At 52.5% G+C, this 15684-nt stretch carries 12 protein-coding genes; 7 read left to right on the top strand and 5 right to left on the bottom strand.

What is annotated here, in order from left to right; translation table 11 throughout:
* The first annotated feature begins 58 nt into the window (after positions 1-58).
* A complete protein-coding gene (locus HV311_RS03225; RefSeq protein WP_016154589.1) occupies positions 59-907 on the top strand; it encodes a helix-turn-helix domain-containing protein in 849 nt (282 codons plus the stop codon).
* Here the strand turns inward: HV311_RS03225 and HV311_RS03220 are convergent, their stop codons facing one another.
* Positions 908-1681, bottom strand: a complete 774-nt coding sequence (locus tag HV311_RS03220) for a siderophore-interacting protein (protein WP_191220701.1) — start codon at positions 1679-1681, stop codon at positions 908-910.
* A 236-nt stretch (positions 1682-1917) separates the two neighbouring features.
* On the opposite strand from HV311_RS03220, the gene HV311_RS03215 reads away from it, so the two are divergent.
* Positions 1918-2592: a PadR family transcriptional regulator gene (locus tag HV311_RS03215; RefSeq protein WP_161623113.1), complete on the top strand. Its 675-nt coding sequence runs from the start codon at positions 1918-1920 to the stop codon at positions 2590-2592.
* A gap of 52 nt (positions 2593-2644) precedes the next feature.
* Here the strand turns inward: HV311_RS03215 and HV311_RS03210 are convergent, their stop codons facing one another.
* Positions 2645-4165, bottom strand: a complete 1521-nt coding sequence (locus HV311_RS03210; protein WP_016154592.1) for a methyl-accepting chemotaxis protein — start codon at positions 4163-4165, stop codon at positions 2645-2647.
* 430 nt (positions 4166-4595) lie between these two features.
* On the opposite strand from HV311_RS03210, the gene ygjG reads away from it, so the two are divergent.
* The gene (gene ygjG, locus HV311_RS03205; RefSeq protein ID WP_049259762.1) at positions 4596-5975 is read left to right on the top strand and encodes a putrescine aminotransferase; all 1380 of its coding nucleotides are present in this window, start codon (positions 4596-4598) and stop codon (positions 5973-5975) included.
* Between the two features lie 90 nt (positions 5976-6065).
* Here the strand turns inward: ygjG and HV311_RS03200 are convergent, their stop codons facing one another.
* Positions 6066-6398, bottom strand: coding sequence for a tRNA-binding protein (locus tag HV311_RS03200; protein ID WP_016157522.1), 333 nt, complete (start codon positions 6396-6398; stop codon positions 6066-6068).
* A gap of 209 nt (positions 6399-6607) precedes the next feature.
* Between HV311_RS03200 and ebgR the strand changes: the two genes are divergently transcribed.
* The 4 genes from ebgR to HV311_RS03180 all read left to right on the top strand — a co-directional run bounded on the left by ebgR (position 6608) and on the right by HV311_RS03180 (position 12835).
* Positions 6608-7591: a transcriptional regulator EbgR gene (gene ebgR / locus HV311_RS03195; protein ID WP_109017958.1), complete on the top strand. Its 984-nt coding sequence runs from the start codon at positions 6608-6610 to the stop codon at positions 7589-7591.
* Between the two features lie 206 nt (positions 7592-7797).
* A complete protein-coding gene (ebgA, locus tag HV311_RS03190; RefSeq protein WP_191220700.1) occupies positions 7798-10890 on the top strand; it encodes a beta-galactosidase subunit alpha in 3093 nt (1030 codons plus the stop codon).
* Positions 10887-11336: a beta-galactosidase subunit beta gene (locus HV311_RS03185; RefSeq protein ID WP_016154597.1), complete on the top strand. Its 450-nt coding sequence runs from the start codon at positions 10887-10889 to the stop codon at positions 11334-11336. The genes ebgA and HV311_RS03185 overlap by 4 nt, the downstream gene beginning before the upstream one ends.
* A gap of 65 nt (positions 11337-11401) precedes the next feature.
* Complete coding sequence (locus tag HV311_RS03180; protein WP_191220699.1) at positions 11402-12835, top strand: amino acid permease; 1434 nt, start codon at positions 11402-11404, stop codon at positions 12833-12835.
* 213 nt (positions 12836-13048) lie between these two features.
* Here the strand turns inward: HV311_RS03180 and HV311_RS03175 are convergent, their stop codons facing one another.
* Together HV311_RS03175 and HV311_RS03170 are read right to left on the bottom strand one after the other, a co-directional pair.
* Positions 13049-14107 carry a glycoside hydrolase family 130 protein gene (locus HV311_RS03175; protein WP_149382533.1) on the bottom strand — a complete coding sequence of 353 codons (1059 nt, stop codon included), beginning with the start codon at positions 14105-14107 and terminating at the stop codon, positions 13049-13051.
* Entirely contained in the window at positions 14091-15674 is a 1584-nt protein-coding gene (locus tag HV311_RS03170) for an alpha-glucosidase (RefSeq protein WP_191220698.1), read from the bottom strand. Before HV311_RS03170 ends, HV311_RS03175 begins: the two co-directional genes overlap by 17 nt.
* Positions 15675-15684: the final 10 nt, after the last annotated feature.

Raw genomic sequence — 15684 nt, 5'->3', positions numbered from 1 at the left:
CAAAGGTGGGCTAAAAATTCTTACGCAAGATTATTATGGAAAAAAGAGTGTATGTATTATGATCCGCGGACAAGATCTATCGAGCAGCGGACACACCATCGGGAGCATTGACGATCTATTTATGGAAACTCTCGTGCAAAAACAGTGGAACTCCTTCCCGGATAACTCCATGACGGAACTGCCGCAGGATGTTTACTTTCGCTCTTATGTCCTGGAAGCCAATCATCATGTTCCACAGCATTCACACTCTTTTATGCAGTTTCATTTCGCCCGCAAAGGCAGTATGCGTATTGATGTTGCCGGCAAGTGCTGGATAATCCCGGCGCATTATGGCATCTGGATCCCAAATCATACGGAGCATGCGGTTTGGGCATTGGATGATGTGCATTTAGAGAATCTGGATATTAAACCGAGCTTTCTTGAAGAGAGCATCAATGAATGTAAAGTGGTGGCTATCAGTGATTTCGCCAGAGAGTTTATTCATTACGCCACGAATTTAATTTCGGGCCATTATGATAGCCAGTCAAAAGAGGGCAAGCTGGTTAGCGTCCTGGTCGACATTATTCTGCAGCTTCCGGAAGTCGCTTTTGTATTACCCTGGCCGCAGGATCGCGAATTAACTAAAGTTTGTCGAACAATACAAGAATCCCCGGCGCTGGAGCATTCGGTTGAATACTGGGCGCAGCATCTGGGTATGTCTGCCCGTACCTTTTCACGCCATTTCAAAAAAGAAACCGGATTGCCTTTCAGCGTCTGGAAGCAAAAAATGCGTATTCTGGAATCCGTATTAATGCTGAAGAAAAATAAAAGCGTGACCGCCGTGGCGCTCGACGTAGGGTATTCAAGCACCGCGGCATTTAGCTACGCATTCCGCCAGGCGTTTGGCGTGCCGCCATCTAATTACTGATTAACGGCGCTGATGCCAGTAAGCCGCTGCGCGAACAAGTTGCTGATCGAACGCCTCGGTTTCAAAGCGAGCACTCAGGTTTTTGACCACCTTACCTTCGCCGGTAATCCAGATGTAATAATCATCTGCGGGTACGCTTAGCCGCGATAAGTGTTCATTCACCGCCTGCTCGTCATGGCCGATAAACCACTGAATAGTAAATCCGTCGAGATGAGCAAAATAGTCCTGGTACGCGGCATCCTGCACACTTACCAGCGCCGTGACGTTCGGACGTACCGCTAAACGGCTGAGCGACTCCAGGCGTCGGCGCAGCGCAGGCATTCCCGATTCATCACACACGTAAACCTGATACGCATAGTCCTCTGGCACCACCAAAGAACCGCGCGGTCCGCCTACCGTCAGCTTGTCACCCTCGCGGGCATTCATCGCCCACGTACTTGCCACGCCACCGTCATGAATATAGAAATCCAGTGCCAGCTCATGGCGTGCTTCGTCATACAACGGCGTGTAATCACGGGATATCGGACGCACGCCGTCAGCCCAGACAATACCTTCATCGGTGACAACCGGCGGCACAAAGTGGCTGCCCGGTTCAGGGAAAAAGACCTTGGTATGGTCGTCAAAGCCGTGTGAGCTAAAACCATCCAGAGCGTCACCGCCCAGTACAATGCGCTGAAAGCCCGCGCTAATACGTTCGACGCGCAGGACGGTAAGTTCCCGAAAACGCAGTTCATTGCGAACGCGCTGCGGGTAGCGTGAGGTGTTTTTTGTCATTTTTTCGCCTTCGGAAAGATAATACGATATATCTAAATTAATTTTTAAATGATAATGATTGCTAATCAGCAAGATTGCAAGCACTTTTTTGATATAGTCGCCTTCTGATTAACTGGCTAACGCACAATTTTAAAAAAAGATAAAAATCAACAAGTTAAATAAAAAATATTTTATACCCTTGCACAAAAATGATATTTAGATATAAATTAGATATATCTAAAACACATCAGGAGACGATGATGCAAAACCATCATGAAGGTTGCTGCAAGCATACAGAGCACCAACACGAAGGCTGCTGCAAGGGTGAAGGGCATCACCACGAAGGCCGCCACAACGAACACCATGCAGGTTGCTGCAAAGGTGAAGAACATCGCCATGAAGGCTGCAACAAAGAACATCACCACGAACAGGGGTGTGGACACCGCCACGGTCGCGGCGGCGGTCGTCGCCAGCGCTTCTTTGGTCACGGAGAATTACGCCTGGTCATTCTGGATATCCTGACCCGCGACGCCAGCCACGGCTATGAGCTGATTAAAGCGATTGAAACCCTGACTCAGGGCAACTATACCCCGAGCCCGGGCGTCGTCTATCCGACGCTGGATTTCTTGCAGGATCAAGAGCTGATCACTATCAGCGACGAGGAAGGCGGGCGTAAACAGATTGCGATCACAACCCAGGGCCAGCAGTGGCTGGATGAAAACCGTGAGCATCTGGAACATATCCACGAACGTATTAAAGCCCGCTGCGTGGGTTTTGAATTACGCAAGAACCCGCAGATGAAACGCGCGCTGGAGAACTTCAAAGCCGTGCTGGACCTACGGGTCAATCATGGTGATACCAGCGATGCGCAGATCAAAAAAATCATCGGTATTATCGATCGCGCTGCGCTGGATATTACTCAACTGGATTAATCTACAGAGCAGGCGGAACGCGTTTGCCCTGCGTTCCGCCTTATCGTTAATATTAATGCAGCACCGTAACCGCATCTTCCAGACGACCAGCGCGATGTTTCACCATCGCGGAAATCTGGGCGCTCTCTTCAACCAGTTCGGCGTTTTTCTGCGTAATGTTGCTTAATTCATTCACTGCGCGAGTCAGGCTCGAAAGACCATCTGACTGTTCCAGCGTTGAGTGACTGATTTGGGCGATCAACTGCGTCACGTTTTGCACCTGCGCCACAATATCATCCATCGTGCGCCCTGCGGCGTGAACCTGGTCGGATCCGGACTGCACCTTATCGGCGCTGGCATCAATCAGCTTGCGGATATCATTGGCTGCACTGGCGCTGCGGCTGGCAAGATGACGCACTTCTCCCGCCACCACGGCGAACCCTTTCCCCTGCTCACCCGCCCGTGCGGCTTCAACAGCGGCGTTCAGGGCCAGAATATTAGTCTGGAAAGCAATATCGTTAATCAGCGTGGTAATGGTGCCGATCCGCTGGGTGCTGTTGGCGATATCGTCCATAGTTTTGATGACGGTATCCATCGCCTCGCCGCCGTGCGTCGCCGCGCTGCTGGCTGCAATGGAGAGCTTGTCGGCCGCGGCGGCGGTCTCTGAGTTTTGCTTCACCGATGCCGCCATCTGATTCATGGTGGTCACCGTTTCCTGCACGTTCTCTACGGTCTGCTGCGTATGCTTGTTTAAATCATCGCTGCCTTTCGCCAGCGTTTCGCTGTCGCTGCGCACACAGCTCACCTGGCTGGAGACATCATGGATGAGCCAACGGCACATTAGCCCCAGTTGCCCCACCGCTCGCAGCATCAGGCCCAGTTCATCACTGCGGTTAAGATGCGACACGCTGTTTCGTTCACCGGTCGCCACTTTTAGCGCCTGACGAGCGACATTCTCAATAGGACGCACAATCTGCCATTCGAAAATAGCCGTTCCCAGCATCATCACCAGCGCGCTTATCAGCAGTAACGGCCATTCGGCGCCCATTTGCTGCAATGCGGCTGCCAGTACGATAAACATAATTGCCATTACGCTGCGCACTCGCCAGCGAATCGGCAGCGCCGGGAGTTTACCCAGCCAGCCTTTGCGTACCACCAGTCCTTTATGGATACGTCGGTTGCAACGCCCTTCATTCAGCGCTTTATATAAAGGCTCTACCGCCGCAATCTCCTCGTCAGTGGCCCGGGTACGAATCGACATATATCCGGTGACACGACCTTCCCGTACCATCGGCACCGCATTGGCCCTTACCCAGTAGTGATCGCCATTCTTACGTCGGTTTTTCACAATCCCGCTCCATGGCTCGCCCTGTTTCAGGGTGTACCACATATCCGCAAACGCCGCTTTTGGCATATCCGGATGACGAACCAGATTGTGCGGCTTATCAAGCAATTCATTCAGTTGATAGCCACTGACCTGGACAAAAGTATCGTTCGCGTGGGTGATATAGCTTTGTAAATCGGTGGTCGACATGAGGGTGATATCATCATCCAGCGGTGTATTTTGCTGACTAACGTAGGGATGAGAAGACATGATTGCGTCCTGTGCAGGTTATCTGGTTGTTAACTCTTTCGGCTTATGTTATTTCGGCGATAATTTTTTTATCTTTAGTTGTTAAATTTGATTTAGATCGCAATTTGCGATTAAACCTCAAAATCTGTACGCATTCTAATCCATTGATTTAAAATACTTTCATTCAGTAACTATTCAACTGCACTTCTACCAACGCACCGTCACAGTGCAAACATTGCTCACTTTTAGCGCAGAAAAGTGCTTTTCCGATCTGTTTTCGCGGCCTTAACCTGGGCAAAACGCCAGCAAATGTTAAACATCAGCATTAAATGTTGCGTGAATGAGATGTTTCCTGGTGTTTATCCCGATTTTTGCTAAGCGCGCCGGAATGGCGCAATCACTGCAATACTTAAATCAGTATCATGTGATACGCGAGCTCCGGGAGCATATTTTGAACAGGTTACCTTCCAGCGCATCGGCCCTGGCCTGCAGCGCACACGCACTGAATCTCATCGAAAAGCGCACGCTTGATCATGAGGAAATGAAATCATTAAACCGAGAGGTGATTGAATACTTCAAGGAGCATGTCAATCCGGGGTTCTTAGAGTATCGAAAATCTGTAACTGCAGGCGGGGATTACGGAGCCGTAGAGTGGCAAGCGGGAAGCCTGAATACGCTTGTCGACACCCAGGGGCAGGAGTTCGTCGATTGCCTGGGTGGATTTGGAATTTTCAACGTGGGGCACCGTAATCCAGTCGTGGTTTCCGCCGTACAGAATCAACTCGCGAAACAACCTCTGCACAGCCAGGAGCTACTTGACCCTCTGCGGGCCATGCTGGCAAAAACCCTCGCCGCGCTGGCACCAGGTAAACTGAAATACAGTTTTTTCTGTAACAGCGGGACCGAGTCGGTTGAAGCCGCTCTGAAGCTGGCGAAAGCGTATCAATCGCCGCGCGGTAAATTTACGTTCATTGCCACCAGCGGCGCATTCCACGGCAAATCATTGGGAGCACTGTCCGCTACGGCTAAATCAACCTTCCGCAAACCGTTTATGCCGCTGCTGCCGGGTTTCCGCCATGTGCCGTTTGGCGATATTAACGCGATGCGCACCATGCTCAGCGAGTGTAAAAAGACCGGTGACGACGTCGCAGCCGTGATCCTCGAACCTATCCAGGGTGAAGGGGGCGTGATCCTGCCACCGCAAGGGTATTTGCCCGCCGTGCGTAAACTTTGCGATGAGTTTGGCGCGCTGATGATCCTTGATGAAGTGCAGACCGGCATGGGTCGTACCGGCAAAATGTTCGCCTGCGAGCACGAAAACGTGCAGCCCGACATTATGTGTCTGGCCAAAGCGCTGGGCGGCGGCGTGATGCCAATTGGCGCAACCATTGCCACCGAAGAGGTGTTTTCCGTCCTGTTCGACAATCCCTTCTTGCATACCACCACGTTTGGCGGCAACCCGCTCGCTTGTGCGGCTGCGCTAGCCACCATTAACGTCCTGCTGGAGCAAAATTTACCGGCTCAGGCAGAGCAGAAAGGCGATATGTTGCTGGATGGTTTCCGCCAGCTTGCGCGGGAGTACCCAGACCTGGTGCATGATGTACGCGGTAAAGGCATGCTGATGGCAATTGAGTTTGTCGATAATGAAATCGGCTACAACTTTGCCAGTGAGATGTTCCGCCAGCGGGTACTGGTTGCCGGCACGCTCAACAATGCAAAGACGATCCGTATCGAACCGCCGTTAACGTTAACGATCGAGCAATGCGATCTGGTATTGCGATCGACGCGCAAAGCCCTGGCAGCATTACGGGTGAGCGTGGAGCAGGTGTAATACATGTCGGATGGCGCTGCGCATCTCAGGCTTACGGGATCAAATGTAGGTCGGATAAAAGCGTAGCGGCCATCCGGCAATTAGCACAACTTAAACAATCCGCACACCCGCAGGCATAAGGCGTTCTGGCGTCAGCAGCACGCTTTCGCTGCCATCGTCCGTCTCAGCGCAGAGCAACATGCATTCTGACGTTTCCCCGCGCATTTTGGCCTTTTGCAGATTACACAGCACCACCACCGTTTTCCCCATCAGCTCCTCTTCGCTGTAATAAGGCACCAGGCTGGTCACGGTTTGCAGCGTACGCTCTCCCACATCCACCTGCACGATATACAGCTTATCAGCATTGTCATGGCGCTTTACCTGTGCGATTTTTCCAACACGTATTTCCATTCGGGCAAAATCAGCAAATGCGACGGTATCCATTGTGTTCTCCTTTGGTAAAATTTTACTAAATGCTAGCAAAATATTTTCCGGGCATGGTTCTCAAAAGCGGGAAAATGACGTAGTCATCACACTCTGAAGGCCCAGTTTTACCCCAGGCATGTCAATTAAACGTACTTTTTTTACTGAAAACAGATGAATAGATAAGCACTTCATTTACAATGCGCAGGTAACTCAGGGAAAAGGCAAACATGGCAACACTTAAAGACATCGCAATCGAAGCTGGCGTGTCCCTGGCGACAGTGTCCCGGGTTTTAAATGATGACCCCACGCTGAATGTAAAAGAAGAGACCAAGCATCGCATTCTGGAGATCGCGGAAAAACTGGAGTACAAAACCAGCAGTGCTCGTAAAAACCAGACCAGCTCGCTCGGCCCCCAGCATATTCTGGCGCTCTACAGCTACCAGCAGGATTTGGAAATCAACGATCCTTACTATCTCGCGATCCGTCACGGAATAGAAACCCAGTGTGAGAAGCTGGGGATCGAACTGACCAACTGCTATGAGCACAGTGGGCTGCCGGAGAGCAAAAACATTACCGGCATTCTTATTGTCGGCAAGCCTTCTCCGGTTTTGCGTAATGCAGCAGCAGCGCTTACCGACAACATCTGCTTTATCGATTTCCATGAACCCGGCAGCGAATATGACGCCGTCGATATCGATCTGGCCCGCATCAGTAAAGAGAGCATCGACTACTTCATCGCCCAGGGCGTCACTCGCATTGGCTTCATCGGCGGTGAAGACGAACCCGGCAAGGCAGATATCCGTGAAGCCGCGTTTGTCGAATACGGTCGTCTGCAGCAGGTCGTTTCTGAACAGGACATCTATCGCGGCGGTTTCTCCAGTTCATCAGGGTATGAACTGGCAAAAAAAATGCTGGCGAAAGCCGACTATCCCGGTGCCCTGTTTGTGGCTTCAGACTCGATTGCTATTGGCGTTCTGCGCGCCATTCACGAGCGTGGCCTGAACATTCCGCAGGACATTTCGCTGATTAGCGTTAATGATATCCCGACAGCGCGCTTCACCTTTCCTCCGCTTTCCACCGTTCGCATCCATTCAGAAATGATGGGCAGTCAGGGCGTCAACCTGCTGTTTGAGAAAGCCCGCGACGGGCGTGCGCTTCCTCTGCTGGTTTTTGTTCCCAGCAAGCTGAAACTGCGCGGCACCACCCGCTAAAATCCCCAGTAAACACGCCCGGTTTCTTCTGATTCCGGGCGCGCATTGTCATGCATTATTTTCTGCGCCCCATTATTTTCGTGATCCAGTTAAAGTAAATCACCTCACTCGCTATATTTTAGTAAAACTTTTACTAAAATCACCATCAATTACACTTACTCACCATTACAATGAATGGTTCCGATTTTTCTCCACCGGGAGGCCTTATGAATCGCTGGGAAAACATTCAGCTCACCCACGAAAATCGACTGGCGCCACGCGCATATTTTTTCTCTTATGACTCCGTTGCGCAGGCTCGCTCGTTTGCCCGCGAAACCAGCAGCCTCTTTCAGTTGCTAAGCGGTCAGTGGAATTTTCAGTTCTTTGAGCATCCGCTGCAGGTGCCGGAAATCTTTACGTCGCAGTTTATGAATGACTGGGGCAGCATCACCGTCCCATGCATGTGGCAGATGGAAGGACACGGCAAACTGCAGTATACCGACGAAGGTTTTCCTTTCCCGATTGATGTCCCCTACGTTCCGACCAATAACCCCACCGGAGCCTACCAGCGCATTTTCTCCCTCAGCGAAGGCTGGCAGGGCAAACAAACGCTGATTAAATTTGATGGCGTAGAAACCTACTTCGAAGTTTACGTGAATGGTCAGTACGTCGGTTTCAGCAAAGGCAGCCGCCTGACGGCTGAATTTGATATCAGCGCGGTGGTGAAGACCGGTGACAACCTGCTGTGCGTTCGCGTAATGCAATGGGCTGATTCCACTTACGTTGAAGACCAGGATATGTGGTGGTCGGCGGGAATTTTCCGCGACGTCTATCTGGTAGGCAAACAGGCGACCCATATTCAGGATTTTACCGTTCGCACCGAGTTCGATGATGACTATCGCGACGCCATCCTCACCTGCGACATTGCGCTGGAAAACCTGGCTGCCACGCCAGCGATGGCGTCGCTCGAATACACCTTGTTTGACGGTGAGCAGGCGCTGCATAGCGGCGTGATTAACAATCTGGCAGTGGATCAACACACCCGCACCGCTTTTAATTTCAAGGTTAGCGCGCCGCAGCAGTGGTCAGCGGAATCGCCGTATCTTTATCATCTGGTGATGACGCTGAAAGATGCCAACGGCAATCTCCTTGAGGTCGTGCCACAGCGGGTCGGATTCCGCGATATCAAAGTTCGCGACGGTCTGTTTTACATTAATAACCGCTACGTGATGCTGCATGGCGTTAACCGTCACGATAACGATCATCTTAAAGGCCGTGCGGTTGGCATGGATCGCGTTGAAAAAGATCTGCTGTTAATGAAGCAGCACAACATCAATTCCGTGCGTACCGCCCATTACCCGAACGATCCGCGTTTCTATGAATTGTGCGATATCTACGGTCTGTTCGTGATGGCCGAAACCGACGTTGAATCTCACGGCTTCGCCAATATCGGCGATATCAGCCGGATAACCGACGATCCGCTGTGGGAAAACGTCTACGTTGAGCGCATCGTGCGCCACATCCATGCACAAAAAAACCACCCGTCGATCGTCATCTGGTCGCTCGGCAACGAATCCGGATACGGCTGTAACATCCGCGCCATGTATCACGCCGCGAAAGCGCTGGATGACACGCGTCTGATCCATTACGAAGAAGATCGTGACGCCGAAGTGGTGGATATCATCTCCACCATGTACACCCGTGTGCCGCTGATGAATGAGTTTGGCGAATATCCACATCCTAAGCCGCGCATCATCTGCGAATATGCTCACGCCATGGGCAACGGTCCCGGCGGGCTGACGGAATATCAGAACGTCTTTTATCAGCATGACTGCATTCAGGGACACTATGTCTGGGAGTGGTGCGATCACGGGATTCAGGCCAAAGATGACGACGGCAACGTCTGGTACAAATATGGCGGCGACTACGGCGACTATCCGAACAACTACAACTTCTGCCTTGATGGCCTGATTTATTCCGATCAAACCCCGGGGCCGGGTCTGCAGGAATACAAGCAGGTGATTGCGCCAGTAAAAGTACGCGCACAGGATCTGGCTCGCGGCGAGCTACGGGTAGAAAACAAACTGTGGTTTACCACGCTTGACGACTACACCTTGCATATTGAGGTTCGCGCCGAAGGAGATACGCTTTCTGCTCAGCAGATAAAACTGCGCGACGTCCCTCCTGACAGCGATACCCTCGTGCAATGCACACTGCCGGAGCTGGATGCGCGCGAAGCGTTCCTCAACGTCATCGTGACGAAAGATTCCCGTACGGCATACAGCGAAGCCGGGCACCACATCGCGACTTATCAGTTCCCGCTGAAGGCCAGAACGGCGGCTGCCGTACCGTTTAGCCAGCAAAACGCTACCCCTCTGACGCTGGAAGACAGCCGCCAGAGCTGCACCATACGCGGTTATAACTTCCTTCTGACCTTCTCAAAACTGAACGGTAAGCCCATTAGCTGGACCGTTAACGGTGAGGAGCTGATTACCCGCGAGCCGAAGATTAATTTCTTCAAACCAACCATTGATAACCACAAACAAGAGTTCGAAGGCCTTTGGCAACCAAATCATTTACAGATTATGCAGGAGCATCTGCGCGATTTTGCCATTGAGCAAACCGATGACGCGCTGTTGATAACCAGCCAGACGATTATCGCCCCGCCGGTATTTGATTTCGGTATGCGCTGTACCTACCGCTGGCGGATTGCCGCAGACGGTCAGTTGAACGTGGAGCTTTCCGGCCAGCCTTACGGCGAGTACCGGGACATTATTCCGTGCATCGGCTTCACGATGGGCATCAACGGCGATTTGGGGCAGGTGGCGTATTACGGACGTGGTCCCGGTGAAAACTATGCCGATAGCCAGCAGGCCAACATCATCGATATCTGGCGCAGCAGCGTGGATGAGATGTTCGAAAACTATCCGTTCCCGCAAAACAACGGCAATCGTCAGGACGTGCGCTGGGCAACGCTAACCAACCGCCACGGCAACGGTCTGCTGGTGGTTCCGCAGCGCCCTGTCAACCTGAGCGCCTGGCGCTATACGCCAGAAAATATCTTTGCCGCACAGCACTGTAATGCGCTGCAGCGCAGCGATGACATCACCCTGAATCTGGACCACCAGGTGCTGGGCTTAGGCTCCAACTCCTGGGGAAGCGAGGTGCTTGATTCCTGGCGCGTCTGGTTCCGTTCGTTCAGCTACGGCTTCACGTTGTTGCCGGTTTCCGGTAGCGAATCTAGCGCTCAAACCGCCGCCAGCCGCGTCTTTGGTACCGGGTTCTTTTCCACGAATTTGCACAGCGAGAATACAAAATGAGGATCATCGACAACTTAGCGCAGTTCCAACAAATTTACGCATCCGGGAAGAAGTGGCAGCGCTGCGTCGAAGCGATTGAAAATATTGATAATATTCAACCAGGCGTCGCCCACTCTATCGGTGATTCCCTGAGCTATCGCGTGGAGACAGACTCCGCGACCGATGCGCTGTTTACCGGTCATCGTCGTTATTTTGAAATCCATTACTACCTGCAAGGACAGCAAAAAATAGAGTATGCCGCCAAAGAGGATCTCCAGGTGGTTGAATATTATCGCGATGAAACCGATCGCGAATATCTGAAAGGCTGTGGAAAAACCGTAGAAGTGCGCGAAGGACAAATGGTTATTTGTGACAACCATGAAGCCTATCGTTTTATTTGTAATAACGCAGTGAAGAAAGTCGTACTCAAAGTCACCATCGAAGATGGTTATTTTCATAATAAATAAAAACACAGGCGGCGCCGACGTTGCGCCGCCAGTACCCTATAATAATCAGGAATCGGAGATGTGCTATGTCTGATACCAAACGTAATACCATCGGCAAGTTCGGCTTACTTTCACTCACCTTTGCCGCGGTTTATAGTTTTAATAACGTTATCAACAATAATATTGAGCTGGGTCTGGCATCCGCACCGATGTTTTTCCTCGCGACGATCTTCTACTTTATTCCGTTCTGCTTAATCATCGCTGAATTTGTTTCGCTGAATAAAAACTCCGAAGCCGGTGTCTATGCATGGGTGAAAAGTTCGCTGGGCGGACGTTGGGCATTTATTACCGCCTATACCTATTGGTTCGTTAACCTGTTCTTTTTTACCTCGCTGTTACCCCGTGTTATCGCCTACGCCTCATATGCTTTTTTAGGCTACGAATACATTCTGACGCCGTTCGCAACCACTGTGTTAAGTATGGTGCTGTTTGCCTTCTCCACCTGGGTTTCGACCAACGGTGCAAAAATGTTAGGACCAATTACTTCGGTCACCTCCACATTGATGCTGCTGCTGACCCTGTCCTACATCCTGCTGGCGGGTACTGCGCTGGTTGGCGGCGTACAGCCTGCTGACCCTATCACCGTAGACGCAATGATCCCGAATTTTAACTGGGCCTTCCTCGGTATCACCACCTGGATCTTTATGGCGGCAGGCGGTGCGGAGTCGGTGGCAGTGTACGTCAACGACGTCAAGGGCGGGTCAAAATCGTTCGTGAAGGTCATTATCATTGCCGGGATTTTTATCGGCGTGCTCTATTCCATCTCCTCGGTACTGATCAACGTCTTCGTGAGCAGCAAAGAGCTGAAATTTACCGGTGGTTCGGTACAGGTATTCCACGGCCTGGCGGCATACTTTGGCCTGCCGGAACTGATCGTTAACCGCTTTGTCGGCCTGGTCTCCTTTACCGCGATGTTCGGCTCTCTGCTGATGTGGACCGCAACGCCGGTGAAAATTTTCTTCTCTGAAATTCCGGCGGGAATTTTCGGTAAAAAAACCGTCGAACTGAATGAAAACGGCGTTCCGGCCCGCGCAGCCTGGATTCAGTTCCTGATTGTTATCCCGCTGATGATTATCCCAACGCTCGGCTCCAATACCGTGCAGGATTTAATGAACACTATCATCAACATGACCGCCGCCGCATCAATGCTGCCGCCGCTGTTTATTATGCTGGCTTACCTGAATCTGCGCGCAAAACTGGACCACTTACCGCGCGACTTCCGCATGGGTTCGCAAAGGACCGGTATTATTATCGTTTCAATGTTAATCGCCATCTTCACCGTCGGCTTTATCGCCTCAACCTTCCCAACCGGAGGCAATATTCTGACGATTATTTTCTATAACGTGGGCGGGATTGTCATTTTCCTCGGTTTTGCCTGGTGGAAATACAGCAGATACATTAAAAGTTTAACCAAAGAAGAAAAGGATATTGAAGCATCCCCTGCTACAAATATTAATTAAAATATTGATAACGATAAAAGGCTGTCTGTTTTCTTGCGCGCCTGAAATACAATGTGAAATTAAATATACAGACTTGCAGGGCATTTATTGCCCTGCTCTTCTGTTGTGTATTTTCATTATTTGCAGCAAAGATTCGTCCACCAGCGGCCGCAACGTGTGAATCGACACCCCCTGCCAGAAGGAGGTTTAGCAACCCAGGACGCTCTGCGGCATTTATTCAACCCCCAAATGCCGCCACAGTTTGTCCAGCGGCATTGTCGCCAGCGCGACACACTCATCGGCGGCGCCATACCAGACGTGCAGCGTCTCATCGCGGATCAGCGCCCCACAGGTGAACACCACATTGCCGAAGAAGCCTTCGCGCTCGTAGGGCGCATCTGGCTCCAGCAACGGCACCGGTGATTTCGCCAGAATGCGGGTCGGATCGTTGAGATCCAGCAGCAGCGCGCCGAGGCAGTAGCGCTGATCGGCATCCACACCGTGGTAGATCTCCAGCCAGCCGCGATCGGTTTTTAATACCGGCGCGCCGCCGCCTGATTTACGGCAGTCCCAGGCATCGCCGGACCGTCCCAGCAGGTGGCGATGGTTGCCCCAGTGCAGCATATCCGGCGACTCGCAGATCCAGATTTCCGGATGACCAAAGTGGCACGGGGCTGGACGGGTCAGGGCGTGATATTTACCGGCGATCTTTTCCGGGAAAAAACAGACGTCGCGGTTGTCCGGACAGAGGATCAACCCTTTTTTCTCCACCGTGACAAAATCTTTGGTCACCGCCAGCGCGGTAGAGATCCCCAGCGACGACACCGCCGAGTAGTTGATGTACGCGGTATCATCGATGCGGGTGATCCGCGCATCTTCGCAGCCGAACTCTTCATATTGCGTATCGGCGATGATAAACGGCTGGCTGTCAATCCGGAAGTTCACCCCATCGCGACTGCGCGCCAGACGCAGATGCGACATGGAGGTCAGCCACACCCGCGCCGGATCGCTTTTCAGCACGATCACCCGCGGATCGCTGAAATCATAGCGTTCATCGCGACGATCGAAACTCGCTGTGGCCTGTACCCAGCCCGCATCGGTTTTTTCCAACAGCGGTACGACACGCTGCTGCGGGTCGGAATTGATCACGCTTTCCGCCACCCGCAGCAGCAAAACGATCTCCCCGTCACACTCCGTTACGCCAGCATTGAAAACACAATCGACCTTCCTGCCGGGCAGTGAAGGCGTCACGTCCGCCGGGGTAATCAACGGGTTTTTACTGTGCCTGTCCATGTACTCTCCTTTTGATCAAACATTGATTCTTGCCAATCCATTGCGCGTCCTCCCCGTACAGCACTTCAGCCTCAATCTCCTGCCACGGATTGCGAACGGGCGCACCAAAGTTGATGGCGACCCAGACCTGCTCCGCCGCCGTCGAACGGGTAAACCAGACGCATTCGTCAGTGAGGTCAAGCGAGTCCTGCTGTCCCTGATGCAGCGCCGCAACGCGGCGGCGCAGGGCGATAAGCAGCCGGTACTGATGCCAGAACGATGTTTCATCCTGCTGCTGGCGCTCCGCGTTAATCAGGGCGATATCGCCGCCGACGGGCATCCACGGCGCGACGGAGGAAAATCCGCCAAAGGGGGCGTCGCGCCAGGGCAGCGGCGCGCGCGAACCATCCCGCGAATGTTCAATAGCCAGCGCCAGCGCCTGCTGTGGGCTGCTGCCTGCGGCAAGGGCGGTGCGGTAATGGGTTTTTCCCTGAATATCAAAAAGCTGCTCTGCCGTGTGCGGACGGTAGTCGGTCACCCCCAGCTCTTCGCCCTGGAAGATAAACGGCACGCCGCTCACCGTTAACTGAAGCGCCAGCACCGCCAGCGCCCGCCCGGTATCGCGCTCGTTTTCGCCAAAGCGGCTGATCATCCGCGACATATCATGGCTGGAGAAAAACAGCGTCGGTAAACCCGACTGCGCAGCCAGCGTGGTTTTTAACTGGCTGAAAAGACGGGAAACATCAAAGGTTTTCTGGCTGCCGATATTGAAATTAAACACCACGTCCATCAGCTGCGGGCTTTGATAGCGGCTGAGCACGTCAGGGTCTTCGCTGCCGATTTCGCCAATCAGGAAATAGTCGCCCTGCGCCCGAACATGGGCACACAGCCGTTGCAGCGTTTCAGGGAGTCGCGGCTGATTGATGTCAAATTCATGGCGCTGCTCGCCGTTCTCTTCCGGGTTATCAGGCCCAATGCCGTCGGTAGTAAGAAAGTTGATGACGTCAAAGCGAAAACCGTCCACCCCCTGCGTAACCCAGAAATCAACCACCCGGTAAATTTCCTGTTCCACCGCGGGGTTGGCCCAGTTGAGATCCACCTGGCCGGGCGCGAATTTATGGTAATAAAATTCGCCGGTGTCAGGCTCCGCGGTCCACGCGCTGCCGGAAAAGAAAGAACGCCAGTTATTCGGCTGGCGGCGAAAAAGGAAATAATCACGATAGCGGCTGTCCGGATTATTCCACGCATCGCAAAACCAGGGATGTTCTGAGGAGACGTGATTGACCACCAGATCGATAATCACCCGAATGCCTCTGGCGTGGCAGCCGTCAACCACCCGGCGAAAATCGTCGAGAGTGCCGAAACGGGCGTCAACGGCGCAGTAATCGCTAATATCGTAGCCGTTATCCACCAGCGGAGAGGGATAAAACGGCGTGATCCACACCGCGCCGATGCCCAGCGCCTGCAAATAATCCAGCCGGGAAATCAGGCCCGGAAAATCGCCCAGTCCGTCGTTATTGCCGTCGCAAAACGAAGGCAGATAAATTTGATAACAGGTACACGCCTGCCACCACGGTTGCTTTTTCACCGTCACATTC

The sequence above is a fragment of the Citrobacter sp. RHBSTW-00881 genome, from assembly GCF_013728515.1.
Taxonomy (GTDB): domain Bacteria; phylum Pseudomonadota; class Gammaproteobacteria; order Enterobacterales; family Enterobacteriaceae; genus Citrobacter; species Citrobacter braakii.
Note: the sequence above shows the minus strand (reverse complement) of the source record. Positions and strands in the feature narration are given on the sequence as shown.